Below are 24,328 nucleotides of genomic sequence, written 5' to 3' on the forward strand. Positions count from 1 at the left end.
CGACCCTACCGCCCTTCAAGCGAAGCGACATGATGCCACTTTCCGCACGATTTCTGAATCCTCAGAGCGCGGCAACGAGCTCTTTGATGATAGGGCGAGCCGGCACTGGCTGATGTGCGCCAGCGCACCAACCCAGACGTTTGAAGGAGGGGGCGGCAAATATTACCGACAGTTTTTCAAGTCCATCGGGCCATTCCCACGATGATTTGCCCAGGTGTGCTGGGTGGCTCCTGAACGGGTGCATGTTCGGGTGACACCGGTGGATCGTTCACATCGGGAGGCAACTCCGTCGGCAGCTCTGGCGGTGCCTCGGGAAAAGGTGGTGTGGGAGAAGGAACACCGGGAGTGGGTGACGGCACGTCTGGTGAATGGTCCATTCGCGCGGGGAAGAACATCGCTTCCTGGTCCGTCGGTGAACCGGGCACGCGCTGGGCGTGCAAAAACCCGATGGTCATGGTGTTCTCCAGTGACCACGAACACGGAGATGTCCACGGGCACGCGGTTGAGTTGGGGAGGGGGCCCATATCGCGGCAACTTGCGTGCCCGCGCACGATCCGCTGAAAGGTCGCCGCTGTTGGCACCTCGATTGCCACACGCAGGAGCCCCTCGCGAAAAGTCAAACAAGGGCATCTCCCTACCCCACAGGAAACCCATATGTCACAACACTCCAGCCCCTTCGACAACCGCCTGCTTGCCGCCCTCGGGAAGGTTGAATGGTTGCGCTTGCAGCCCTATGTGGAACGTGTGGAGCTCCATCGACATCAACCTTTGTATGCGCCGGGCGAAACCATGTCACACGCCTATTTCCCCACCACGGCCATCGTTTCCATGATGCACGTGACAGAAAGCGGTGCCTGCGCAGAATCAGCGCTGGTGGGCAATGACGGCATGCTGGGCGTGTGCCTCTTCATGAGTGGTGGATCCACCTGCGGCAGCGCCCTGGTGATGACCGCGGGCGAGGCCTGGCGTCTGCCGGCAGGCGTGCTCAAGCATGAGTTCAATCTGGCCGGCTCGACCATGCGCATCCTGCTGCACTACACCCAGGCATTGCTCACACAGACGTCGCAGCGTGCGATTTGCACGCGGCACCACCTGATCACGCAGCAGGTTGCGGTCTGCCTGCTGCAACAGGCCGACCGCACCACCAGCGCCGAGGTGCTCATGACGCAGGAGCAGATCGCCGCTCGACTGGGCGTGCGGCGCGAAGGCGTCACGGAGGGTGCGGGGACGCTTCAGAAGCTCGGTCTGATTCGATATGCCCGCGGTCATGTCGAAGTGCTCGACCGGGAAGGCCTGGAAGAACAAGCCTGTGAGTGCTACGCCCTGCTGCGCGACGAATACCAGCGCCTGCTGCCGATGGCAGCTTGCCAGCAGTGCCTGGAGGTCGCCGCTTAGCGTCTCCCATCCACCCACTCAAGCGCGCCGCTTGTTGGCGGCCTTGGTTGCGGCGCGGCGTTTCGGCGTCGCAGCTGCACTGGGTGGTTCGGGTTTCTCCTTGCGCTGCGCCAGGCTGCGCGCCAGCAGTTGGGTGAGGTCGACGACATTGGACGGCGCGGCATTTTGCGGCGCGTCTTCCACGGGCGTGACGGATTTCGTGTCGCCTGACGCCAGCTTCTGGTCCACCAACGCCTGCACGGCGTTGACGAACCGGTTCTCGTACTGCTGCGCGTCCCAGGGCTGGATCATGTCGCTGATCAACTGGGTGGCCAGCTTCAGTTCGGCCGCCTTCACGCCCGCCGCGGTCTTGCCCGCGGGCGGCAGCTTCAGCTGGTCCACCGGGCGGATCTCGCTGGCCCAGCGGATGGTGTTGAGCACCAACGCAGACCCCATGGGAATCAGCGCCGCCAGGTGTTCCTTGGTGTGCATCACCACGCGCGAAATGCCGATCACCCCGGCTTCGAACATGGCTTCGCGCAGCAGCGCGTAAACCTTCTCGCCCTTGCCGATCGGCTCCAGGTAATACGGCTTCTCCAGCAGCAGGAAAGGAATCTCGGCCGCGGTGACGAAGGCCTCGATCTCGATGGTTTGGGTGGAGTTGGGGAGCGCGGCCTTGATCTGCTCGTCGCTGATGAGCACGTACTCGCCATCGTCCTGCTGGATGCCCTTGACCACATCGTCGCCGGTGATGGGCTTGCCGGTGCGCTTGTTGATGCGCTGGTAGCCCACCGGGTCCATCGAGCGCCGGTCGAGCCAGTCGAAGTCGATGCCGGCGTCTTGCGACGCCGGGTACACCGCCACCGGCACATGGACGAGTCCAAAGCTGATGGCGCCTTTCCAGATCACGCGTGGACTCATGGTGTGTACCCCAATTTTTTCATGGCGGATGTGAGGGCGCGCGCCGAGCGGGCGTAACCGCTCCACGGCGCATTGCCCGTGGGCAGACGCTCCTGCACGCTGCGGATGTTCCAGTGGTCCCCACCGCGCAGCGAGGCCAGCTCGCCCCACTCCACCGGCACCGAGACGCCCAGCCCAGCCCGCGCTCGCGCAGACCAGGCACTCACCGTGGTGGCGCCGCGACCGTTGCGCAGGTAGTCAACAAAAATCTTGCCCACCCGGTTCTTCGGACCGCTCCTGGCGACGAATCGCTGCGGAATGACCTGGCTCATGTGTTGCACCACCGCCTGCGAGAAACCCTTGGCCTCGTCCCAGGTGTGTTGCAGACGAATGGGCACGACCACGTGCAGGCCCTTGCCGCCGCTGGTCTTCAAAAAACACGTCAGGCCCAACTGCTCAAGGAGCGATTGCGTGAGCAGCGCCGCCTCCTGCACTTGCTCCCAGCCAACACCCTCCCCCGGGTCCAGATCGAACACCAGGCGATTGGGTTTCTCGAAGCTCTTGACCACCGCGTTCTGGGTATGGAACTCGACCACATTCCATTGCGCGGCCGACAACAGCCCTTCACGTTGGTCCACGGCGATCCAGGGTGCCTTGCCGGGTGACGACGTGAGCTCGAGTTGCGTGATGCCGGGCAGCGGGTTGGTGAGGTGCTTCTGGAAGAACATCTCACCATCGATGCCCTCGGGCGCCCGCAGCAGCGCAACCGGGCGCTGCTTGACGTGCTCGATCATCAAGGCGGCCACCGCTTCGTAGTGCTGGAACAGATCGAGTTTGGTCGCGCCGGTGGTGGCGTCGATGACGCGTTCAGGGTGGCTGATGCGCACCGGGCGCGATGAGGTGGGGGCTTTGGCAGGCACGGGAGCTTTGTCGGGTCTGGGGGTTGGCGCAGGGGGATCTGCCGGTTGCGGCAACTCCCGTTCCACGGTGTGGGCGGGTTTGTCTTCGCGCAACCCCACAAACACACCATGGCGAACGTGCCCGTCGTGGGTCCAATCGGAAAAAGTGACTTCTGCCACCAGCGTGGGCTCGATCCAGTGCGCCTTGCCGACCAAGGTCGGTCGCGTGGCGAAAGGGCTGGACGGCCGGGTGAGAGGCTCCATGCGGCGACGCAGGCTGGTGAGTGTCTTGGTGCTGAAGCCGGTGCCCACGTTGCCCACGTGGCGCAACTCACCCTGCTCATTGAAAACGCCCAGCAGCAATGCGCCAAAGCCGGTGCGGGCACCCTTGCCTTCGGTGTAGCCACCGATCACGAACTCCTGACGCTGGCCGCACTTGAGCTTCAGCCAGTCGGTGCTGCGCGTGGTGCGGTAGGTAGAGCCCTTGCGCTTGGCGATCACCCCTTCAAGCCCGAGTCGGCAGGCCGAGAGCAACACCGTGTCCGCCGCTCCGTCAAACGCGGCGCTGAACTGCACCTCACGCACCGGCGAGCGTGCCAGCACACGCTCCAGAACTTCCCGACGCTCAACCAAAGGAGCAGCCCTGAGATCGTGTCCATCCACAAAAGGCAGATCAAACAGATAAAACACCACGTCGGACGTGCGTCCGTTGTCGAACGACTGCTGCAGGGCGCCGAAATCGGGCAGGCCTTTGGCGCCGGGAACCACGATTTCGCCGTCGTACCACCCATTGGGCAAAGCCATGCCCACCAAGGCGTCGTGCAAGGGCTTCAGGCGCGAGGTCCAGTCGTGTCCGTTTCGGGTGAACAGCTTCACCGCCCCGCCGTCGATGCGGGCCAGCATGCGGTAGCCGTCGAACTTGATCTCGTACATCCAGTCGGCGTCGTCGGTCGGCGGCCGCTCGACCCGGGTGGCCAGTTGGGGCGACAACTTGTCTGGCAGTTCGCTGGCCACAGCCTTTGAGGGCAAGGTCGGCTGAGCGGAGGCATTGCCGGCCTTGCTCTTTTTCGGCTTCACGGCAGGGGTGGTGGCCGCTGCGGAAGACACGCTGTCCGGCGCAGCCTCGACAACGCTGTATTCCCGCTCGTCCCGGGCAAACGCATCACGCTCTTTCAACAGAAGCCAGGCGGGCTTGGCCTCGTTGCCCTTCATGCGCACCAATGCCCAGCGCCCTTGTAGTTTGTGGCCCACGAGATCGAACTTCAGACTTCCCTTGCGAAGCCCCTCCATCGGATCGCCCAGCGGCTGCCACAGGCCCTTGTCCCACACGATGACGCGGCCCGCGCCGTATTGACCGGCAGGAATGGTGCCTTCGAAGGCGGCATAGGCGACCGGATGGTCTTCCACCTCCACGGCCATGCGCTTGACCGACGGATCCAGGCTCGGTCCCTTGGGCACGGCCCAACTCTTCATCACGCCATCGAGCTCCAGGCGGAAGTCGTAATGCAGGTGACTGGCCCAGTGCTTCTGCACCACAAAGCCCAAGGCGTCGGACGCCGTGACCGCCTCACCCGCAGGCTCGGGTGTGACGGAGAAGTTGCGCTTGGACGTGTAGGGCTGCAGCAGCTCCTGCGATTGCAGCGGCTGGGAGGGCTTGGCGTGTGTTCGCCGGAGTGTGGGGGCCATGCCCTTGCGGGGCAAACGGCGAGCCCGGGTTTGCGACCCTCCTTACCCGTTCGTCACTGCGTTCCCGTGCCGCTTCGAGGCGGGGTAGCGGTTCCGTCCGGCGAGCTCGCCGGCGGCATCGGGGTGGCAGCGGGCGGACGAACGGTGTCATCCCCGGTGGTGGGCCTCGGTGGGTCCGAGGGGTTGCGGTCGCACGCGGTCAGCAGTGATCCGGATGCCGCGACCAGCACCGCGCAAAGACAAGCTCTGAAAGTGGCAGTGGCGTGCATAGAGAGTCCTCCTGGTTGCCCAACAACAGCGTTGGAAACACGAGGCGGGCAATTCAGGTGCCTGTCACACGACACGCCCATGCCCACCTCGCGTGCTCCGCTACGGCCTCGAAATGCCCACCAGCGCCTTGGCCGTCACCTCGAGGTCATTCACCTCCACGGCAAAGTCCCCGAGCGACACGATCCCGACCAGGCGCTTGTCGGCATTCACCACCGGCAATCGCCGGATCTGGCACATGCTCATCTTTTTGGCGCCTTCATCCACGGGTTCGTCCTCGTAGGCCCAGACCACCTCTTTGGACATCACTTCACGAACCAGGGTGTCGCAGCCCATGCCCTCGGCGACGGCACGCACCGCGATGTCGCGGTCCGTCACCGCGCCGATCATCCGGTCGTTCTCGCTCACGGGGAGCATCCCGAAGCCTTCGTCGCGCATCATCGCGGCGGCATCCCGCAGCGTCGCGTCCGGGCTGATCACCTGAACGTCGCGACTCATCACGTCTTTCATTTGCTGCATGTTCGTCTCCTTGGAACAGCTGATTGCGGCTTGGTGCCTTACACCGCCGGCGGGTCGGTTTCGCGTTCGGGGTGGCGGTGTTTCGCCATGGCCTGAATGAAGGCATCCACGCCGGCGTCCGTCACGATGCCCGGATCGGGGTCCCCCGACGGCAACACCACAGCCACGCCCGCCGCATCGAGCAAGCTCATCGACGCAGGCATCACCATGATGGCCTTGCAGTGGCGGTGCTGATCGCGGATGAACTCCATCGTATGGCCGTCGCGCGCCAAAGCGGCAACCCCAGCATCTCCGTCCGGCAGCACCAGCGAGTCGAACAGGAAGCCCGGCTCGTTTTCCAGGGACGCGTCGGCGTCGATGGCCACGCCGTCACTGGTGGTCACGGGCCCGATGCGTGGGGCCACGAAGCGCGGCACGGCACCTTGTGCGAAGAGCGCCGCGTGCACGTTCATGACGCTTTGGCCTTCGACCCCGTCGGCCACCAGAATCGCCACCTTCCTGGCTTTGATCGAACCATCGCCCGGACGGGCCAGCAGCGACAGCGTGGGCGACTTGCTCACTTCGGGCTTGGCCGGGTTGTCCAGCGCCCGGGGCATGGGCGGTGGCATCTGCGCCATGCCCAGGCCCTCGGCCACTTGGGCCGCCAACTTCTCGGAGGCATTGCGCAGTGAAGAGATCATGCGCTCCCGAATGGCAGGCACCGTCACCTTGGACAGCTCGAAGCGGAAGGCGGCAGCGATGTGCGCCTGCTCCACCGCGCTCTGGCTCTCGAAGAAGAGCGTGGCCTGGGTGTAGTGGTCGGCAAACTTCTCGGGCTTGGCGCGCACCTTCCCCTGCTCTTCCTTGGCTTGGATGCGCGCTGGAACCGACACGAAGCCTTGCTGGGCGCCGGCCTGGAACGGGCAACCACCTCCCAGCGAATTGGGTTCGTAGTTGGCGCGGCCCCGGTGAATGGCTTGACGGTGCATGCCGTCGCGCTGGTTGTTGTGCACCGGCGCCAGGGGGGAGTTGATGGGAATCTCGTGGAAGTTGGGACCACCGAGCCGGGTGATCTGCGTGTCGACATAGGAATGGATGCGCCCCGCCAACAAGGGATCGTTCGAGAAATCCAGCCCGGGCACGATGTGCGCCGTGCAGAACGCCACCTGCTCGGTCTCGGCAAAGAAGTTGTCGGGGTTGCGGTTGAGCACCATGCGCCCCACCGGCCGCACAGGGACCAGTTCTTCGGGAATGATCTTGGTTGCGTCCAGGATGTCGAAGCTGAACTCGTCGGCCTGTTCTTCGGTGAACACCTGAAGGCCCAGTTCCCACTCGGGGAATGCGCCGGATTCAATGCGCTCCCAGAGGTCGCGACGGTGGTAATCCGGATCGGCACCGGAGATCTTCACCGCCTCGTCCCACACCAGCGAGTGCGTGCCGTAGATCGGGTTCCAGTGGAACTTCACGAAAACGGAATCACCCGCCTCGTTGACCATGCGGAAGGTGTGCACGCCAAACCCCTGCATGGTGGCATAGCTGCGCGGAATCCCGCGATCGGACATCGCCCACATCAGCATGTGCGTCGACTCGGGCATGAGCGAGACGAAGTCCCAGAAGGTGTCGTGAGCGCTGGCGGCCTGAGGCATCTGGTGATGCGGCTCGGGCTTCACCGCGTGCACCAGGTCCGGGAACTTCATGGCGTCCTGGATGAAGAACACCGGCATGTTGTTGCCCACCAGATCCCAGTTGCCCTCGTCGGTGTAGAACTTCACCGCAAAGCCCCGCACATCGCGCGCGGTATCCTTCGAGCCCCGCTCGCCCTGCACGGTGGAAAACCGCACGAACACCGGCGTGACCTTGCCCGCTTCCTTGAAGGGCGCAGCCTTGGTGATGTCGGTCAGCGGTTCGTAGCACTCGAAGAAACCGTGCGCACCCGAGCCGCGTGCATGCACGATGCGCTCCGGGATGCGCTCGTGGTCAAAGTGCGTGAGCTTCTCGCGCAGGATGAAGTCTTCCAGCAGCACCGGACCCCGCACGCCGTATTTCAGCGAGTTCTGGTTGTCAGCGATGGGCACGCCCTGGTTGGTCGTGAGCATCTGCCCGGAAGAATCCACCCGCACGCGGTCGAGCGATTCGATGGTCCAGTTCACGCCTTCGGTCGCCACACCACCCGTCTTCTCGGAGTGATTCTCCTCAGACAGCGTGCTGCCCGAGGGGAGTCGCGATTCCGGCTCCACAGTGGCGCCAGGCGCGGGCGAGACACCATTCTGGAAACCATGCTCCCCAGCCTTGTTCGGGTTGAAGGGCATGGATTCGGCAAGGTGTCCGGTCTGCACGGCTTTGGCAGACGCCTGATCGCCCGCTGCCTCGACCTTGGAAGGTGCACTGTCGGTGTTGCGGGTGGCGGCTTTGGCGGCACTGTTGGCGCCCTTGGAGTCGCCACGGGAATCGGTGTTGCTGGATCTGGGCACGGTGAGGCTCCTGAAATGGGGTCTATCGACAGGCCGTCAGGCCACTTCCACGCCCATGAGCGCTTCCTTGCGTGCCATCAGTTCCTCTCGCATGGCCACCAGGTCGAGTTCACGTGCAGCCCTCGCCTTGGGGAACATCTCGTTGCGCTCTTCCTTGACGTGGTGGTCGATGTATTCACCGAGCACCTTGACCTTGGCGTCAAACATCTCGTCGGCTTGCTCCATGGACCCGATCTGCGCGATGAGGTCTTTGGCGCTGGCGTGCTCCACCTCGGCCTCGGCCAGCAGGTCGGTGTCTTTGAGCGCCGCGCGCAAGGCGGGATAGAAAATTTCTTCCTCGATGGTGGCGTGAACGGTCAGCTCATGGCAGATCTGGTGCGCCAGATCGAGCTTCTTCTGGTCCACGCCGCGGGCCTTGGAGCCCACGAGTTCTTCATAGGCTTTGAACATTTTCTTGACCGCCTTGTGGTCGGAATCGAGCAAGGTGCATGCGTCTGCTTCTTGGCGAATGGTGGCCATTGGGATCTCCTGGATCGGTGTGTGTGGTGGGGGTAAGGGAATCGGGTGATTTGCGTCGGTCGTGTTGCAACCTGGCGCACGGCTCGGTGGCAAGCCGTGTGCCTGATCACCCTCCCGGTGAGGTCCGAGCACCGGGGGCGAGCCCTGGCGTCGGCCCTTCCCTTTGCCGCAAATTTTTCTGAACGAGCCGGCACGCGGCGGGTTTTTACAATCGCCAGAATCCCCAGCCACTACGATGTAACCCCATGAAACTGCCCCACAAGCTCACCGGCATCGCGTTCGCCGCCTACATGGCCGGGATCATTGCCTTCGTGATGAGTGCTGTGCTGACGGCCATCAACACGGGCGTGGCCGCGGGGTTCTTCTCACGTGTGCTTCATGCCTACGCGGTTGCATTCCCGGTCGCCTTCACCTGCGTGGTGATCTTCAGACCCCTTGTCGTCTTGCTGGTGAAGAAGACGGTGCAGGCGCCACCCTTGCGGTGACCGATGCGCTTGGCCACGCCCCTCGGATGCGGCTGCACCTTGGGATGACAAGGATGCCTTCGTAAACACGGGGGCGTCGGACGCCCGGGTGCGCCATGGCTCACCCGGGCGACCCGCTCACTTGCGGCGACGCCGCTGTGCGGTGGCCCCCATCAAGACCAGACCGGCCAGCAACATGGCGTAGGTCTCTGGCTCCGGCACGGGCGCCGCCAGCACGAACAGCCGCGAATTCCCGGTTCCCGAGTCTTCAGCGACCAGATACAGGTTGCCCAGATCGTCCACGGTCACGCCTTCAATGGCCTGCGAGGTGATGCCCGACAAGTCCAGGCTGCTGAGCACCTGACCGCTGCGGGTCACCTCAAGCAGCTTGCGCGAGTCCAGGCTCAGGATCAGCAGGTTGTCGGCACCGTCGGTGCCGGCCAGCGCCGTGACGGGTGAGAGCGTCTGCACGTCGGACAGGCTGACCACGCCCAGCAGCGCCGGATCGAACAAGGCACCCATGGTGGACGCACCCGTGGCGAAGTTCAGCGTGCCGCCCAACACGCCTTGGGGTACAGCCTGCTTCACCGACACGAAGCTGCCGTTGCGGGGGTCGTACGAAAGGCCTTCGAGGCCGTTGTTGCCCACGCTGCCGCTGCCGATCGAGGCCGACGGCGCGGTGGCCAGGTTGATGCTGCCGCCCGCCACATAGCCGAACCTGAAAGCGTCCTGCAAGCGCTCTTCGGCCACCACCAGAACACCGTTGCCCAGGTACGTCAGGCCTTCAGAATCCCGGTTGCTGCTGGTGGTGGGCCAGCCGAGGTTGGTGCCACCACTGAACGACATGCTGCTCAACGTCTGGCCGGTGAGCGATATTTCGACCACACCGGTGCCTTCATCACCCACGAAGAACAGGGTTCCGTTCGTGCCACGGTCGCGCGCGAACGTGACGGCAGAAGCCTCAAGGCCAGAGACCCCGTTGCCCGGATTGGCGTCAAGCGTGTAGTTGCCCGTGACCTGATAAGCCGACAGATTGATGCTGCTGGCCGCGAAAGCATTGAAGCCGAGCGCGCACGTGGCGGTCAGCAGGATGGAGACGAGTTTCATGGGTGTTCCAGGTGACGTTCAAGCCTTGCGGCGGCGGGTGGCCGCACCGATCAGACCCAGGCCTGCCAACAACATCGCATAGGTCTCGGGCTCGGGTACCAGCGAGGGTGAGCCGATCTCCAGGCCGGAAGCGATCACGAATGCGCCGTTGGTGCCAGCCGTGCTGAGCGTGCCGAGCAACACATTGTTCAGGCCTGCCGAGTTGTCGAAGGTCTGGAAAGGTGACGAGGCGTCGGAGGCGCCAAAGTCCACACGGGCCTGCAGTGCGCCCGCGGCGTTGAAGATGTTCAGCGAGTCACCACCCGTGCCCAGGCCGATGCCCGCGCCGCTGTAGGTGCCCACCACCACGCCCGCGAAGGACGGGGAGCCGAACCAGTTGCTCCGGAAGCTGCTGGCGGTGGCTGCGGAACCTTCAATGAAGATCACCGACTGACCAGCGCCGATGGTGGACACGCCGGAGAGGTTGATGGCCGAGGCAAACGCGTTGGAGCTGTCGTCCACCTTCCAGCCCGCGATGTTGACGGCGGCATTGCCAAAGTTGGTCAACTCGAACCAGTCAGCGGAGACCACGGAGTTGCCGCTGCTCCAGGGCGCGACTTCGGTGATGCGGACCTGGGCGGTGGCGGCGGTGGCCGTCAGGACAAGCGCAGAAAACACGGTGGACAGGGAGAGTGCGGAACGCAGCGACATGGGGGCCTTTGCTGGGGGGATGGGATGAAATGAAATGGCGAAAAACCGCCGTGCTTGACCCCCTTAGGCTAAGCAGGGTGTGCAACGGCGGTTTGACAAGGTTCCCTCACCGGCATGGTCCGAATGGACAACGACCGGAGACCCGGAGAAGGGGCCAACGAGCCGCGAACGCGCGAGGCACCCGTGCTCCGTGTTTGAACTCAGGCCTTGCGGCGGCGGCGCGTGATCCAGCCCACCATGCCCAGGCCGCTGAGCAGCATGGCCAGGGTCTCGGGCTCCGGCACGGCCGACGTCACGGTGATGTTCAGGGTGTCGCCCACATTCAGACCCGCAATGGTCCAGTTCACACCACCATGGCCCAGCGGGTCACCGATCTCAACGTCCAGAAACTCCAGTGGCGAAAACGTCACGATGGCATCTGCGCCATTGAACGCAATGCTGCTGCTGTAACCGAACTGGCGCGTCACGGTGCCCAGGTCGCCGAAGCTGCCCGAGCTCAGGCCGAACGTGTAGCGGCCGATGCCCCCGCCCGTGTAGTTGCGCAGCACAGCGTTGAAGGACAGGCCGCCCAGCACATCGGCGTCGTCGATCGTGTAGCCCAGCGTGGCCGAGGTGAGCGAGGAGAAGTCGATGTCGAAGGAGATCAGGCCATCGGTGCTGAAGTCGGCAACGTCGGCTGAGGTGCTGCCGACAACACCGGTAAAGGTGGCAGCTTGGGCGGGAGCAAGACCAGCCAGCGAGGCCGCCGCAACCAGGGCGAGAAGGTGTTTGTTCATGGTGTTCGTTTTTCTGGTGAGAGGGTTCAAAGGGTGCCCTTGGTCCACGGGCCGGTGATGGCCAGCGTGACGCCGGTGTAGATGTTCACGAACAGCACACGGCCATCGGGGCTGAACACGCTGCCGGCCCATTCGGTGTTGAGCTGGTTGCCACTGCTGGCACCCGTCTTGCCCACCGCGTCGAGCTGGGCGCGCGTGAAGTTGTAGTTGTTCTTGGCGAAGATGTAGCTGCGGCCGTTGGGCGCCAGCACCTTGAGGTGTTGCGAGGCGATGGGGGCGCTGGTGGGGCTGCCGTCGCCACCGTCTTCGTTGAACAGCAAGCCACCGCGTGGGCTGATGCAGATGTTGTCGGGCGAGTTGCCCACGACACGATCGCGGCTCACGAAGATGGCCTTGAGCACCATGGTGGCCAGGTCCAGCGACCAGATCACGCCGGCGCGGGCAGGGGCGGTGGCGGTGGCGGAGCTGGTGGCCTTGTCGGTGAAGAACACCACGCCGTTGGCAACCCAGCAACCTTCGTTGGCGCCGAAGATGGCGCCTCCGTTGGCATAGGCGCCACGGAAAGGGCCGCTGCCCGTCACCGATCCGATGGTGGTGCTGATGGAAGCGCGGTCCGCATCGGGATCGGCCACTTCAACCCATTCGCACTGGAATTCCTGGCACAGCGTGGGATAGCGCAGATCGGCACCTGGCTGACCGGTCACGGCCAGACCTTGCATGCGGCCGCCTTCGTGCAGCGAGCCCAGACCACCCTCGATGTTGTTGGGCAAGAAGCGGTACAGGGTGTTCGCGCTGCCTTGATCTTCGGTGAGGTACCAGTAGCCGGTGTCGAGGTCGAGCGCGCTGGCCTCGTGCGCCATGCGGCCCATGGCAATGATGGGGTTCACGTTGGCCGCGTTCTCGCTGGTGTCGGCCGGAATTTCAAAGATGTAGCCGTGCTTCTTGCCGGTGGAGCTGATGCTGTTGCTGCCGATTTCCTCGTTGCTGAGCCAGCTGCCCCAGCTCGACGAACCCCCTGCGCAGGGGCGGTAGATGCCACCGAAAGATGCGTAGCTCTCCACCCAGTTGCCGTCGCGGAACACCAGGTTGGTGTTGCCACCGATCTGGTAGCTGCCGCCCGTGAGGCCGGTGTCGTACTTGGCCACGTTGGCGCGGCCGTTGCCGATGATGTTGTTCACGTTGGTGGACAGCGACTGCTCGTGGTTGCGCACGAGGATGATCTCGTTGCTGCGACCCACACGGCGCGACACCACCACACCCATGCCGTCGTGCGCACCCGGCGTTGGCAAGCCGTCGCTCATGATGTCGCCGCGCCAGCCGTAGCTCTTGTAGGTGAAGCCAGCGGGCAGCTCGATCAGGGGCAGGCCGGTGGTCAGGTCTTTCACTGGCGCCGTGGGGCCGTAGGGGCTGGTCATCAGTGAGGAAGCATCGGCCGGCGCGCAGTTGGTGTTGTAGCCTTGGTCGATGGTGCTGGCCATCGCGGTGACGGGACCGGTGAACGCTGCGGTGATGGCCGCAGCGCCTCCGCCGATCAGCAGATGGCGGCGGGAGAGTTCGGGTGTTTGGTCGGACATGGGACTGACTCTTTCTGTGGGTTGAAAACAGCCACAAGCTTGATGTGGCGTGTTGAAACCGCAGTGACATGCCCGATGTCGTTTGGACCCGCTCTTTAACAGGATTTCACACTGCATGAGCCGATCGGCTCATGCTGAAGCGCCCCTCACGTGCTCAACGGACGCTGGCGTTGAGCGCCTGTTCGATCGCTGGCGCACCCACAGCACCGTCAATCCGAACGCCACCGGCGGTGAAGAGCGTGGGTGTGCCGGCCACGCGGTATTTGCTGGCCAGTTCGCTGTTGCGATCCAGCGCGTGCAGGTCGCACTTGGACCCATCCAGCGAAGGAGGTATGTCCCTCATCACGTCGTTCCAGGCTTTGCTGCGGTCCGACGCGCACCAGATCGCTTCGTTCATCGCACGCGATTGGGGCCCCAGGAACGAGACCGGAAAGGTGTAGAGCACCAGATCGGGAACGTCACTGAGCGTTTGATGCAGCCGCTTGCAGAACCCGCAGCGCGGATCTTCAAACGTGACCAGCACACGCCCCGGCATCTCGCGGCCCTTGACGGTCTTGATGGCATCGGCCAGGTTGAGTTGGGCGATGTCCATCACCGGTGTGGTCGCAATTTCATGCTCTTGCTTGCGCCTGGCTGTCACCGATGTTCGGGTGGCCACCTCCAGCACCTGCCCGTCCACGAGGTGGGTGCCGGTGGAGTCGATGTAGAGGATGTTGCCCTTGACGATGACTTCAAAAAGTCCCGCCACCGGGGACGGCGCGATCGACTCCACCTTGGCGCCCACCAGGCGCTCGACGATGGCGGAGAGCGCCTGGGTGTCTGGCGCAACGGTCTGTGCCGTGGCGGGCGCCGCCATGAGAAGGGACGCGCAGGCCAGTGCAGCGCCGCAGAGCGCGGCCCACCGCGTTCTGCAATGGAAGGAAGAAAAGTTCATGGTGCGGATCGGGTGGGAGCTCACAAGCGAGCGGTGGCTGAATGCTGCTCCGCCGATGTGACACCCGCTCGAAGACCGCGGCAGCGCCATGGTCCAAACGGATGGTGGCCATGGGCCGAACGGCCCATGTCAAACCACCGGGCTGCGTCCGTACACGTCTTCGAACCGCACGATGTCGTCTTCGCCCAGGTACGAACCCGACTGGACTTCGATCATCTCCAGATCGAAGCGGCCCGGGTTCTCCAGCCGGTGCACCTTGCCCAGGGGAATGTAGGTGGACTCGTTCTCGGTGAGCAGGAACTGCCGCTCACCACAGGTGACCTGGGCGGTCCCCTTCACCACGATCCAGTGTTCAGCACGGTGGTGGTGCATTTGCAGCGACAAGGACGCACCGGGCTTCACCAGGATGCGTTTGACCTGGAAACGCGCTCCCGCATCCACGCTGTCGTACCAGCCCCAGGGACGGTGAACCTTGCGATGGGTCTGCCATTCGCCCCGGCCCTCGCGCTTGAGGCGGTCCACCACCTGCTTGACGTCCTGCGCGCGGTCCTTGTGCATCACCAGGACCGCATCGGCGGTTTCCACCACCACCAGATCGTCCACGCCGCAGCAACTGACCAGGCGACGCTGCGACAACACCAGTGAATTGTGCGAATCCACCATGAGCACGTCACCCGCCACCGCATTGCCTTGTGCGTCCTTGGCCATGGCCTGCCAGACCGCGTTCCACGCCCCCACATCGGACCAGCCGGCATCCAGCCTGACCACCACGCCGGCGGGCAGTGCCGGGTCACGAGGGCCGTCACCCGCCAAACGCTCCATCACCGCGTAGTCGATGGAGTCGCTCGGGCAGGCGGCAAAGAGCGCGGCGGGCACACGCACGAAATCCTGGTCGGCGCTGCGCGCGCTCCATGCGGCCTGCACCGCCGAGGCCATGTCGGGCCGGCAGATGCGCAGCGCGGACAACCACACCGAAGCGCGCACCATGAACAAGCCGGCGTTCCACAAATGATCGCCTGAGCGCAGCAGCCGCTCGGCTGTCGCACTGTCGGGCTTCTCGGTGAATCGTTGGATCGTCCAGGCGATCCCGGCCTCCCCCTGTTCCGAGGCGGTCAGCGCCTCCCCACACTGGATGTAGCCGTAAGCCGTTTCAGCGGAAGTCGGATGGACACCAAAGGTCACCATGGCGCCAGACATGGCCATCGGAACAGCCATCTGGATGGCTCGGCAGAAGGCCGCGGTGTCCTGCACGATGTGGTCGGCCGGCATCACCAGAAGCACGGGGTCTTCGTGATCCTCCATTGCCTGGAGTGCCGCCAGGGCCATGGCGGGCGCGGTGTTGCGCCCCATGGGTTCCAGCACGATCCGGCCCGGTCGCTTCATCTGCAACAGCTGTTCGGCGATCACGAAACGGTAGTCCTCACCGCAGACGATCAGCGCGGGGGCCACGTTCATGCGCGGCAGATCGTCCACCCGCCGCAGCGTGGCCTGCAACAGCGAATCGGTGCCGATGAGGGACAGCAGCTGCTTTGGAAACTGGTCGCGGGACAGCGGCCACAGGCGGGTCCCGGAGCCACCCGAGAGCACCACGGGCAAGACAGAAATGGAGGTCATGGGGAGATCCGTCGAAATCCGCCAATCTAGGACCTCCGCGTGTGTGCTTGATGACAAGGGCGTCCACAGCGGCATGGGCCGTTTGGACCAGCCCGCATGTCGCGCGACCGAATTCAAGGTGTCACATACGGCCTTCAAACTGCCTGCTCGGATTCTGCCGTCGTTGACGACAGAGACCTGGATTCCCGTCCGTTGCGAACGTCCGCTGTACCGAGGGAGCGCCCTTGAACCACACAACTTCCTCAGCCCCCCCCTCCGGCACCATTGCACGCGGCGCACAAGGCGCGTCCAGCCGGGGCAGCCTGTTGCACGCACTCGAGACATCACTGAGCCCCCTGATGGGCGTGAGCTGCCTGTGGGCGCTGGCCATGGGCATGGACGGGGGCATCCACACGGAGTACTTCCTGCTCGGCTTGGCGGTGTTCGCGCTCACCTATCCAGGACCATCGCGCCTCAACCTGTCGGCACAGGCCACGTTTGTCGACCTGCTGCTCAGCTGGATCACGACGATGGGCCTGCTGTTTGCCGCGGGCTGGGTGACCGGCTATGTGCGCATCTTCCCGCTGGACGTGATCCTCACCTGGCTGGCTGTCACGCCCGTGGTCGACTTCGCGGCCTGGATGCTGCTGCGCTGGACAGCACCGACGCTGGTGCGCCTGCAGGGTCCTGCGGAGCGTGCACTCGTGGTGGGGATGAACCACCAGGGTCTGGCACTCGCCAGCAACCTCGCGGCCACCCGATTCAACAACATCGAGGTGGTCGGCTTCGTGGACGACCGCAGTCGCGAGCGGTTGGAAGCGGGCGACCGGTTCACCCTGCTGGGCCGCTTCGATCACCTGGTCGAAGTGATCAACAGCCAACGCATCAGCCTGATCTACATCTCGCTGCCCATGGCCTCGCAGCCACGCATCCTGAAGATTCTCGATGACCTCAAGGACACCACGGCGTCGATCTATTTCGTGCCCGACATGTTCGTGACTGACCTCATTCAGAGCAAGCCCACCGTGCTGTGTGGTGTCCCCGTCATCTCGGTCTGCGACACACCCTTTCACGGCATCAACGGCGCGCTCAAACGAGGCAGCGATGTGGTGCTCTCGTCGTTCATCCTGCTGGCACTGGCGCCGGTGCTGCTGGCGATCGCAACCGCGGTCAAGCTCGGCTCGCCCGGGCCCGTGATCTTCAAGCAGCGCCGCTACGGCCAGGACGGTGAAGAGATCGTTGTCTACAAGTTCCGCTCGATGACGGTGGCCGAAGACGGCCCCGAAGTCCGCCAGGCGCAACGCGACGACAAGCGCATCACCGCCCTGGGCGCTGTCCTGCGCAAGACCTCGCTCGACGAACTGCCCCAGTTCATCAACGTGCTGCAGGGGCGCATGAGCATCGTGGGGCCGCGCCCGCACGCCGTGGCGCACAACGAGCTCTACCGCAAGCTCATCAAGGGTTACATGGTGCGTCACAAGGTCAGGCCGGGCATCACCGGCTGGGCCCAGGTCAACGGCTTTCGCGGCGAGACCGACACCCTGGAAAAGATGGAGGGGCGCATCGAGCGCGACCTCGACTACCTGCGCAACTGGTCGCTCAAGCTCGACGTGTTGATCATCCTCAAGACCATCCGCCTGGTGTTCCGCGACCAGCAGGCTTATTGAATGAAACACCCCACGCATCGCCTCCGGCCGCTCGGTGTCTGCCGGACCATCTGGGTACCCGCACTGCTGGCCTGCGGCGCCCTGGGCACGGCCACCGCCCAGGAAACCGACGGCCTGACCCTTCGGGCGGGCTATTCGCTGCAGCGCGACGACAACCTCTTTCGCTTGCCCGACGGGGTGGATCCGCAGACCGTGCTGGGACGCCCCAGCGCGGCCGAAAGCGTCGGCATCAGCACGCTGGGCATGAGCTATGCGCACAACTACAGCCTTCAGCGACTGGAACTGGATGTCAGCCTGATGGACTACCGTTACCGCACCTACAGCCGCCTGAACCTGCTCGCCACCAACTACGACGTCACCTGGCGCTGGGCCCTCACGCCGCGCTTTCGCGGGACCCTGACCGCCGAACGCGATGAAAGCGTCAACAGCTTTGATGACACCAGCGTCCTCACGCGCGGCAACCAACGCGTTCGCCGCCATGAAGGCTTCGATGCGCTCTACGAGCTGGACGGCGTCTGGCGGCTGGTCGCGGGCGTCCAGAGCACTCGCCACCAGAACGAGCAACCCCTGGTCGGGGAAGACAGCTACGTGTCCAGATCGGCCGACGTGGGGCTGCGCTTTGACGCGCGCTCGGGCAGCTCGGTCACCGCGAGGTTGCGAAACGGCAGCGGCAACACCACCACGGGCGCGGCGCTTCCCGCCCCGCTGAGCGATCCGGATTTCAATCAACGCGAGCAGGTGCTCGACGTCCGGTGGCTGCTAACCGAGAAGGCCACCGCCGACCTCAGCCTGGTGCGAATCGATCGCACACACGCACGCCTGGCCACCCGCGACTACAGCGGCACCAACTCGGCGCTCTCGCTGCGCTGGGCCGCCACCGCCAAGACCCAGTGGACGCTGCAGTGGGCTTCCGATCTCTCCAGCTACCAGACCACCAACGCCAGCCACGCACGCACCGACCGCATCACCGCTTCCCACGTCTGGCAGATCGCGGCACGAACCAGCCTGCAAGCCAGCGTGAGCGAATCGCGCCGCCGGTTCCTGGGCCCGCCTCCCGGGCAGCGCCCCGACCCTCAGCGCGACACCACCCGCGACGCGTCGCTGGGCCTGCGCTGGAACGCCACCCGCAACGTCGCACTCAACGCCTCGGTGCAGCACACGCAACGCCGCAGCAACCGGCCCGGGCTGGCGTTTTCGAGCACGCAGGCGGTGGTGGGTGTGAGTGTCTTCACGAACCAGTGACGACAGCGCGGCCTCGGGCCCCTCCAAACGGATCAATTCGGTGCCGGGCGCATGCAAGCACCCACGCAACAAAACGTAAGCAAACTTACAAGCAAGACCATGTCTTCCCGTCTTCCTGTTTGTTAGGCCGAGCCAGAAACCTACGCCATGCTGTTGGCCGGTCTGGGCTTGATGGGGGCTGTCGCACGCCGCCGCAAGAACCGGTCGGCGTGAGCGGGTACAGATAAGGGTTTACCCTGTTAGCATACAAACGGGAGACAGGAGCCCCGCTCCGCACAATGCATCCCCCTTGTTCTCAGAGGAGTCCCCATGCTTGCTGTCAAGAAAGTCCGCAAACTCATTCAAACCAACCCCGAGAGCCCCAGTGCCAAAGTGCTGTCTGCGCTGGTGATTGCGCTGGAATCCAACCAGGCATTTCCCCTGAACCAGCTCTACACCTTGAACTACTCGCAGTTCGAACTGGCGCTTGAAATTCTGTCGGAGTGGCGACTGGACCGCTACTACAGCAGCAAAGGTCGGTTGCTGGATCTGTCGGTGCATGCTGCGGAACTTCACAGCGCCTGAACCTGTGGGCCCGGTGAGTTCCATTCAGTCCCGTCGAGCTGCCACCCCTGCGTCAGAACGAAGCGGCGACAGCACCAACGGACCGAACCATGCACTGACCCGCTCACCGGTGTTGTTGGAGTCGGTCATCACCCCCACGGCCGTCACGGGGCCGGGCAGTTCGCCGAACACCAGACGGTAGTCGGCCTCGATGTCGCGTTCGTGGTCGACCCACTGGTTGAGCCGCCCCGGCCCCGAGTCGATCACCAGCTTGCGGATGCGCTGGGTGTGTGGGTTGGGAATCACGCTGCCCACGGGGTAGCGGTGGTCCCACACGTACATGAGCGTGGCGAACGGCAGAGGCTCGCCCGTGACCAGGTTCGCCAGCTCCGACAGCATGTTGTCCCGCATGCTCAGGCGATCACGGTCGCCGTCGAAGGTGACGATCACCCGCACCACCGCGTCGTCGATGTCCTGGTCCCGCAGGTCGGCCTTTTCGTTGAGCGCGGGCACGAACCACGAGAACGCCAGGCGAGCAGGTGCGGGCTGGCCATCAGCGGGCAGGCGAAGGCGCAAGGTGCTGTTGCCGGCGTCGCTGCTCGCATGCACCGCCACGCGCCCCTCGTGCACGGTGGATTGGTAGCGGGTCGGCCTGTGATTGCCGTAGCGCCGATGCACCCAGGTGCCCGTGGTCTCGTTGCCCAGGCTCTGGCTGGCTCTGGCCCAGGCCGACCCGGCCAGTTCGGCGGCCTCAGCCTCTCGCAAGGCGTGTTGCGCGGCGTCGTCGGCTTCGTCCGAATTGTCGTTCGGCAACGACGCACAACCGGCCAGCAGGGTGAGTGCCACGGCGGACACCCACCGCAGGCACCCCACGCGCATCAGGGAAGCGGGTGTGCCATGCATGGGCCTGCAGGTCTCAGGGGGCCGCGCGGCTGGCGGCCGGCGTCTTGTGCTCGTCGAGCTTGTCGCGGTGCGTCTCCAGCATGTTCTCGATGCCCACGCGGCTCATGCCGGTGAAGGGCTCCAGGCGCAGAACGGTGTCCTTGGCGCTGCGGTCGCGGCATTGTTCGATCAGCGAGCGGCCCGTGGCGTACAGCTGCGTGTTGCGAACCTCGCAGGCCGCCACCTGCTCGCGAAGCCCGGCACCCTGGGTGTCGAGCTGCTGGCCGCGTTGCCGTGCGCTGGCCAGGTCGCGATCCAGTTGCGCGAGCTTGGCGGTGAGTTCCTGCAGCTTGCGCTCCTGCTCGGCGTTGCGCGCCTGCAGCGCATCGCGTTCGCTGGTCGCGGTCTTCAGGTCGCGTTGCAAGCGCTGGGCTCTCGCCGATTCGTTTTGGGCGCGGCTCTGTGCGCCACCCACCTCCTCGGTCAGTTTGGTGCGCTCCAGTTCGGCCGCGTCAAATTTCTGCTGCAGCGCGCTCAGGTCTTGAGTGGATTTCTGCACCTGCTGCTGGGCGCGGCGCAAAGCCTCACGCTCGCGGCTGGCCCGTTTGTCTTCCTGCGCCATCGCGGGCAACGCCAGACTGGTGGAAAGCAGCGCGAACAGCAGGGCACGCATGACGGTGGGCAACATCAGAAATCCTCCTTGGGATAGGGACGGCTGGCACGCAAAACCACGCGCGGCCGATCGCCTTGGGCGCCTGCCTGCACGAGCTGCTGGGCCAGCGTTTCGCGTTTGAGCTGGTGGGCCCAATACAAAGGCGTGAGGCCATCGGCATCGGGTTGGTTCGGATCCAGCCCATGGCGGAGCAACACCGCCAGCACCTCGGGCAGGTTGTCGTTGATGGTCACCAGCAGCAGGCCGGCACCGGTGCGGTCCTTCACCCGCGTGTTCGCGCCCGCTTTGAGCAGCAGGCCGACCACCTCGGGGTGGTTGAGCTTGGCCGCGTTCATCAGGGGCGTGTGTTCGTTCAGCCCACTCGCGTCCACCCGCGCACCGGATCGCAGCAGCAGACGCGCCATGTGCGTGTGGCCGCGCAGCGCCGCTTGACCCAGCGGCGTGAGTGGTCCACCGCGTCCGTCCACATCGGCGCCCGCGCGCAGCAGCGCACGCGCGGTCTCCACATCCCCTTCACGCGCGGCCAGCAGCAAGGCGGTGTTGCCCCATTCGTCCACCGCATTCACCTGCGCGCCGTCCTTGATGAGCTGGCGCAAGGCCACCACGTCGGCCCGACCGGCTGCGCCGATGAGTTGCTGGTCGATCCCGCTGGCCAGACGGACCATGGGGTCGTTGGCGCTGGCCACGGCCGCCTGCCGCTGCCGCTCGGAGGTTGGGTAACGCTCGCTGTCTTCGGGCGTGAGGGCGCCCTGCTCGATGCGATCGCGCAGCGCGAGCTGATCGGGCGCGTGCCGCGCGCAGCCCACCAGAGCGACACACACCGCGCCGACAAGCCATGCCCGCCCGACGTGGGTCACCAGGTCAGAACTTCGCATTGAGGTACACCTGCAAGGTGTTGATCGACAACGGCAGACCCCTGATCTCGCGGCTGGAAAGCCAGCGTGCGTTGATCCAGGTGTTGCGGCTCAGACCGTACTGCGCACCCACGATGAAGCCCTTGTTGTTGGTGCCACCCAGGTGGAAGTCGGAATCGTTGAAGGCATCCAGCGTGGCATCGGCTTCCAGGTAGCGGTAGGCCAGCGAGAGCTGCCAGTCGTTCTTGAGCAGCATGGCGGGCATGCCCACCGCGACCCGCACCATGTAGCCGGTGGTCTGCGGCGTCACAGTCAGGCCGGAGCGCGCGAGCGCCTTGCTGCTGCTGAAGCCGATGTTGCGCACATAGTCGCCACTGACGATCAGGTGAACCGGGTTGTAGAGGTTGAAGTCCACCGCGCCGGTGAGGTTGAGCACCTGGTAGTCGGCAGCCAGCCCGTACAGATTGGTGTTGGGATTGCCGTCGTTGTCGATGTTGAAGAGCGTGTTGCCCTTCTGCCGGTAGTCGGGCGCGGTCTCGTTGGTGGTGGTGCTGTTGAAGGCATTGCGCACACCGCTGATGTTGCGGTAGTCGTACACGCCCAGACCCACCTTGGCACGCAGGTCGTTGCTCGGCACCCATTCCACACCGCCCTGCGCACCGATCAGCCACTTGCTCTTGGCCTCGTTGCTGAGCGAGCGCTGCACCTCCTGCAGCGGAAACAGGCCCAAGGTGGCGAACGGTCGCCATACCCGGGCCGACGCCGTGGGGTCTTCGTACTGCAGCGCCAGACCGTCCAGGTTCAGGTCGTCGTCCCACACCAGGTCGGTGCTGAAAAACGGATTGGGCATGCGCCCGGCCGTGGTGGTCAGCCACGGCAGGAAGTCCTGTGAGCGGCCTTTGAGGAAAGCGCGATCGAGCGAGAAGTTGGACTTGTTGTTGAAGTTGCCCAGTGTCTGGTTGGTCGACACCGGTTCGAACTGGCTGCCGGTGGCCAGGCGCAAGCCGGCCGTGATGTCGGGGGTGACGCGCGCGGTGAAGCCGAAGCGGGCACGCAGGCGGGCGCGGTCGCGGTCTTCAAGGGTGTTGTCGATGTCCTGGCCTTGCACCTGGAAGAACACCTCGGGCGCATTGGATTGGGAGAACATGTCGCGCTGCAGACCCAAGCGCAGGTCGCCCTCGAACTTGAACCGGTCCACCCACTCCGGCACGGCGTTCACGTCGCCCCAGCGCTCGGCCTTGGCCTGGGCCACCACCTCTTCGCGCACCTCGTCAGCGATCTGCTTGCGCACGGACTCGGGCACAAATTGCACGCGCACGGTGGACTGCTCGGTCTTCTTGGCCTCGGCCACCGAGGCCTTGGCCTTGGCCTCGGCTTGTTTGACCAGCGCATCGGCCTTGTCGGCCGGCAACACACCTTGCTGCACCAGTGCCTGGATGAGGTTGATCGTGGTCTGCTTGAGCGTCTCGAGATCTTCTCGCTCGTCGGCCTGGGCGGCACCGAGGCCAACGGTGATCAAGGCAGCCAGGGTCACTTGGCGCATGGCGTGGTGCAAAGGTCGTTTCATGGGATGTCTCGCAAGGGGCGGTGTTTGAATGGAACTCAGGACCGCGTGTGTCAGGAGCGGGTGGAGATGCGCAGTCGAATGGGTTGCGGCATGTCGCCCGGCGCGCCCTCGCGCACGGGTGGGAGGTTGCGCAGGGCAACGCGCAGCGCCTCGTCGAGTTCGGGTTTGTCGCCGGCGCCCACCAGCTCGACCCGGGTGACCAGACCGCTGCTGTTGACCCACACATTGACCACGCGCTGGTACTCGGCGGCTTCGCGCAACTTCTTGTCGCGCTGCACGGCGTCACTGATGCGGTCCTTCACGAGCGCGCCGTACCAGGCGAAGCGGTTGCCACCACCCCCGCCACCACCGCTGCCGATCAGGTCGCCACCGCCCGGTTTGCCCACCAGGCCGAAGTTGTCGCCACCACCGCTGCCGGCGGCATCCACGCCCAGGTTGGGACCCGGGGGCGGCGCCTCTGAAGGCTGGTCGGGTGCGGCTTCCGGCTTGGGCACGTCGATCTTTTCCTGCTTCTGCTCGGGTGGGGGCGGAGGCGGCGGTGTCTTGGGCGGGGGTGGTGGCGGCGGCGGCTTGAGCAGCGAGATCTCCTGCACCGTGCGCTTCTTCGTCGGCTCGGTGGGTTTGGACATCACGCCATAGAGCCACACGGCACCTGCGATCAACAGGGCCACTAGCAGCACCAGCGCCACCGCGCGGCCATGGCGCCGCAGGAACGAATCGTCCGGTTTCACTTGACCAGCCGCTGCGTGACGAGACCGATCTGGTTGAGTTCGAGCCGCCCGAGAAGATCGAGCACCTCGACCACCTTTTCGTACTGCACAGCGGAGTCGCCTTTGACCACGATGGGGAACTCGGGCGTGCCCGCCTTGAACTGCAGCAGGCGCGCCTCCAGATCGGCCAGCGTGGCCATCGGGTAGGCGTCGAGGTACAGCGCACCGGTCTCGGTGATGGTGATGGCGCGCGTGGCCGGCTTGGCGAGGCTGGGGGTGTCGCTGGCCTTGGGCAGGTTCACCTTGATGCCCTGCACCGAGGCTGTCGTCATGAGAATGAAAATGACCAGCAGCACATACGACAGGTCCAACATCGGGGTGATGTTGATGTCGTCGTAGATCGCGCCGTCTTCCTGGGCTTTGGACATGTTCGTGTTC

The 24,328-nt window shown here is 64.7% G+C and carries 22 protein-coding genes and 1 pseudogene; 6 read left to right on the forward strand and 17 right to left on the reverse strand.

Annotation, left to right across the window (positions count from 1 at the left end):
• The first annotated feature begins 654 nt into the window (after positions 1-654).
• Positions 655-1,395, forward strand: a complete 741-nt coding sequence (locus IV113_RS03355) for a Crp/Fnr family transcriptional regulator (protein ID WP_291080788.1) — start codon at positions 655-657, stop codon at positions 1,393-1,395.
• A gap of 18 nt (positions 1,396-1,413) precedes the next feature.
• On the opposite strand, the gene IV113_RS03360 is transcribed toward IV113_RS03355, so the two are convergent.
• The 5 genes from IV113_RS03360 to IV113_RS03380 all read right to left on the reverse strand — a co-directional run bounded on the left by IV113_RS03360 (position 1,414) and on the right by IV113_RS03380 (position 8,614).
• Positions 1,414-2,295 (reverse strand): Ku protein, encoded by an 882-nt coding sequence (locus IV113_RS03360; protein ID WP_291080790.1) that lies wholly within the window; start codon positions 2,293-2,295, stop codon positions 1,414-1,416.
• Entirely contained in the window at positions 2,292-4,859 is a 2,568-nt protein-coding gene (gene ligD, locus IV113_RS03365; protein WP_291080793.1) for a DNA ligase D, read from the reverse strand. Before ligD ends, IV113_RS03360 begins: the two co-directional genes overlap by 4 nt.
• A gap of 369 nt (positions 4,860-5,228) precedes the next feature.
• Entirely contained in the window at positions 5,229-5,645 is a 417-nt protein-coding gene (locus IV113_RS03370; RefSeq protein ID WP_291080795.1) for a CBS domain-containing protein, read from the reverse strand.
• Positions 5,646-5,683: 38 nt separating this feature from the next.
• Positions 5,684-8,095, reverse strand: a complete 2,412-nt coding sequence (locus IV113_RS03375) for a catalase (RefSeq protein WP_291080797.1) — start codon at positions 8,093-8,095, stop codon at positions 5,684-5,686.
• A gap of 36 nt (positions 8,096-8,131) precedes the next feature.
• Positions 8,132-8,614, reverse strand: a complete 483-nt coding sequence (locus IV113_RS03380) for a hemerythrin domain-containing protein (RefSeq protein ID WP_291080799.1) — start codon at positions 8,612-8,614, stop codon at positions 8,132-8,134.
• Positions 8,615-8,859: 245 nt separating this feature from the next.
• On the opposite strand from IV113_RS03380, the gene IV113_RS03385 reads away from it, so the two are divergent.
• The gene (locus IV113_RS03385; protein ID WP_291080801.1) at positions 8,860-9,099 is read left to right on the forward strand and encodes a DUF2798 domain-containing protein; all 240 of its coding nucleotides are present in this window, start codon (positions 8,860-8,862) and stop codon (positions 9,097-9,099) included.
• A gap of 117 nt (positions 9,100-9,216) precedes the next feature.
• Here IV113_RS03385 and IV113_RS03390 read toward each other — a convergent pair whose 3' ends face one another.
• The 6 genes from IV113_RS03390 to IV113_RS03415 form a co-directional block, all read right to left on the reverse strand.
• A complete protein-coding gene (locus IV113_RS03390; protein WP_291080803.1) occupies positions 9,217-10,185 on the reverse strand; it encodes an SdiA-regulated domain-containing protein in 969 nt (322 codons plus the stop codon).
• Between the two features lie 18 nt (positions 10,186-10,203).
• Positions 10,204-10,875, reverse strand: a complete 672-nt coding sequence (locus IV113_RS03395) for a lamin tail domain-containing protein (RefSeq protein WP_291080805.1) — start codon at positions 10,873-10,875, stop codon at positions 10,204-10,206.
• A gap of 200 nt (positions 10,876-11,075) precedes the next feature.
• Positions 11,076-11,651: a PEP-CTERM sorting domain-containing protein gene (locus tag IV113_RS03400; RefSeq protein ID WP_291080807.1), complete on the reverse strand. Its 576-nt coding sequence runs from the start codon at positions 11,649-11,651 to the stop codon at positions 11,076-11,078.
• Between the two features lie 26 nt (positions 11,652-11,677).
• Positions 11,678-13,225, reverse strand: coding sequence for an alkaline phosphatase PhoX (locus tag IV113_RS03405; protein ID WP_291080809.1), 1,548 nt, complete (start codon positions 13,223-13,225; stop codon positions 11,678-11,680).
• Between the two features lie 154 nt (positions 13,226-13,379).
• Positions 13,380-14,159 (reverse strand): DsbC family protein, encoded by a 780-nt coding sequence (locus IV113_RS03410; protein WP_291080811.1) that lies wholly within the window; start codon positions 14,157-14,159, stop codon positions 13,380-13,382.
• A gap of 129 nt (positions 14,160-14,288) precedes the next feature.
• Positions 14,289-15,773: a mannose-1-phosphate guanylyltransferase/mannose-6-phosphate isomerase gene (locus IV113_RS03415; RefSeq protein ID WP_291080813.1), complete on the reverse strand. Its 1,485-nt coding sequence runs from the start codon at positions 15,771-15,773 to the stop codon at positions 14,289-14,291.
• A gap of 224 nt (positions 15,774-15,997) precedes the next feature.
• On the opposite strand from IV113_RS03415, the gene IV113_RS03420 reads away from it, so the two are divergent.
• From IV113_RS03420 to IV113_RS03435, 4 genes and pseudogenes are all read left to right on the forward strand, one after another.
• A complete protein-coding gene (locus IV113_RS03420; RefSeq protein ID WP_291080815.1) occupies positions 15,998-17,419 on the forward strand; it encodes an undecaprenyl-phosphate glucose phosphotransferase in 1,422 nt (473 codons plus the stop codon).
• The gene (gene epsL / locus IV113_RS03425; RefSeq protein ID WP_291080817.1) at positions 17,420-18,661 is read left to right on the forward strand and encodes an XrtB/PEP-CTERM-associated polysaccharide biosynthesis outer membrane protein EpsL; all 1,242 of its coding nucleotides are present in this window, start codon (positions 17,420-17,422) and stop codon (positions 18,659-18,661) included.
• A 132-nt stretch (positions 18,662-18,793) separates the two neighbouring features.
• Positions 18,794-18,874 (forward strand): annotated as a pseudogene (locus IV113_RS03430) (PEP-CTERM sorting domain-containing protein); the annotation flags it as partial.
• Between the two features lie 96 nt (positions 18,875-18,970).
• The gene (locus IV113_RS03435) at positions 18,971-19,225 is read left to right on the forward strand and encodes a hypothetical protein (RefSeq protein WP_291080819.1); all 255 of its coding nucleotides are present in this window, start codon (positions 18,971-18,973) and stop codon (positions 19,223-19,225) included.
• 24 nt (positions 19,226-19,249) lie between these two features.
• Here the strand turns inward: IV113_RS03435 and IV113_RS03440 are convergent, their stop codons facing one another.
• From IV113_RS03440 to IV113_RS03465, 6 genes are read right to left on the reverse strand one after another with little or no spacing between them, the layout of a single operon-like run.
• Positions 19,250-20,107, reverse strand: coding sequence for a DUF3047 domain-containing protein (locus IV113_RS03440; protein WP_291080821.1), 858 nt, complete (start codon positions 20,105-20,107; stop codon positions 19,250-19,252).
• A 13-nt stretch (positions 20,108-20,120) separates the two neighbouring features.
• Positions 20,121-20,774, reverse strand: a complete 654-nt coding sequence (locus tag IV113_RS03445; RefSeq protein WP_291080823.1) for a hypothetical protein — start codon at positions 20,772-20,774, stop codon at positions 20,121-20,123.
• Positions 20,774-21,634, reverse strand: coding sequence for an ankyrin repeat domain-containing protein (locus tag IV113_RS03450; RefSeq protein ID WP_291080825.1), 861 nt, complete (start codon positions 21,632-21,634; stop codon positions 20,774-20,776). The genes IV113_RS03445 and IV113_RS03450 overlap by 1 nt, the downstream gene beginning before the upstream one ends.
• Positions 21,621-23,180 carry a putative porin gene (locus IV113_RS03455; RefSeq protein ID WP_291080827.1) on the reverse strand — a complete coding sequence of 520 codons (1,560 nt, stop codon included), beginning with the start codon at positions 23,178-23,180 and terminating at the stop codon, positions 21,621-21,623. Before IV113_RS03455 ends, IV113_RS03450 begins: the two co-directional genes overlap by 14 nt.
• A gap of 50 nt (positions 23,181-23,230) precedes the next feature.
• Complete coding sequence (locus IV113_RS03460; RefSeq protein WP_291080829.1) at positions 23,231-23,911, reverse strand: energy transducer TonB; 681 nt, start codon at positions 23,909-23,911, stop codon at positions 23,231-23,233.
• Positions 23,908-24,318, reverse strand: coding sequence for a biopolymer transporter ExbD (locus IV113_RS03465; protein WP_291080831.1), 411 nt, complete (start codon positions 24,316-24,318; stop codon positions 23,908-23,910). The genes IV113_RS03460 and IV113_RS03465 overlap by 4 nt, the downstream gene beginning before the upstream one ends.
• Positions 24,319-24,328: the final 10 nt, after the last annotated feature.

Origin of the sequence: Hydrogenophaga sp., from assembly GCF_018780385.1 — a bacterium.
GTDB lineage: Bacteria > Pseudomonadota > Gammaproteobacteria > Burkholderiales > Burkholderiaceae_C > Hydrogenophaga.

Bases quoted from the DNA above. Each gene is read 5' to 3' on its own strand.
- IV113_RS03360 (WP_291080790.1), bottom strand. From the start codon at position 2,295: ATGAGTCCACGCGTGATCTGGAAAGGCGCCATCAGCTTTGGACTCGTC.
- IV113_RS03410 (WP_291080811.1), bottom strand. From the start codon at position 14,159: ATGAACTTTTCTTCCTTCCATTGCAGAACGCGGTGGGCCGCGCTCTGC.
- IV113_RS03455 (WP_291080827.1), bottom strand. From the start codon at position 23,180: ATGAAACGACCTTTGCACCACGCCATGCGCCAAGTGACCCTGGCTGCC.
- IV113_RS03380 (WP_291080799.1), bottom strand. From the start codon at position 8,614: ATGGCCACCATTCGCCAAGAAGCAGACGCATGCACCTTGCTCGATTCC.
- IV113_RS03390 (WP_291080803.1), bottom strand. From the start codon at position 10,185: ATGAAACTCGTCTCCATCCTGCTGACCGCCACGTGCGCGCTCGGCTTC.
- IV113_RS03440 (WP_291080821.1), bottom strand. From the start codon at position 20,107: ATGCATGGCACACCCGCTTCCCTGATGCGCGTGGGGTGCCTGCGGTGG.
- IV113_RS03445 (WP_291080823.1), bottom strand. From the start codon at position 20,774: ATGTTGCCCACCGTCATGCGTGCCCTGCTGTTCGCGCTGCTTTCCACC.
- IV113_RS03450 (WP_291080825.1), bottom strand. From the start codon at position 21,634: ATGCGAAGTTCTGACCTGGTGACCCACGTCGGGCGGGCATGGCTTGTC.
- IV113_RS03435 (WP_291080819.1), top strand. From the start codon at position 18,971: ATGCTTGCTGTCAAGAAAGTCCGCAAACTCATTCAAACCAACCCCGAG.
- IV113_RS03405 (WP_291080809.1), bottom strand. From the start codon at position 13,225: ATGTCCGACCAAACACCCGAACTCTCCCGCCGCCATCTGCTGATCGGC.
- IV113_RS03465 (WP_291080831.1), bottom strand. From the start codon at position 24,318: ATGTCCAAAGCCCAGGAAGACGGCGCGATCTACGACGACATCAACATC.
- epsL (WP_291080817.1), top strand. From the start codon at position 17,420: ATGAAACACCCCACGCATCGCCTCCGGCCGCTCGGTGTCTGCCGGACC.
- IV113_RS03370 (WP_291080795.1), bottom strand. From the start codon at position 5,645: ATGCAGCAAATGAAAGACGTGATGAGTCGCGACGTTCAGGTGATCAGC.
- IV113_RS03395 (WP_291080805.1), bottom strand. From the start codon at position 10,875: ATGTCGCTGCGTTCCGCACTCTCCCTGTCCACCGTGTTTTCTGCGCTT.
- IV113_RS03415 (WP_291080813.1), bottom strand. From the start codon at position 15,773: ATGACCTCCATTTCTGTCTTGCCCGTGGTGCTCTCGGGTGGCTCCGGG.
- IV113_RS03355 (WP_291080788.1), top strand. From the start codon at position 655: ATGTCACAACACTCCAGCCCCTTCGACAACCGCCTGCTTGCCGCCCTC.
- IV113_RS03385 (WP_291080801.1), top strand. From the start codon at position 8,860: ATGAAACTGCCCCACAAGCTCACCGGCATCGCGTTCGCCGCCTACATG.
- ligD (WP_291080793.1), bottom strand. From the start codon at position 4,859: ATGGCCCCCACACTCCGGCGAACACACGCCAAGCCCTCCCAGCCGCTG.
- IV113_RS03400 (WP_291080807.1), bottom strand. From the start codon at position 11,651: ATGAACAAACACCTTCTCGCCCTGGTTGCGGCGGCCTCGCTGGCTGGT.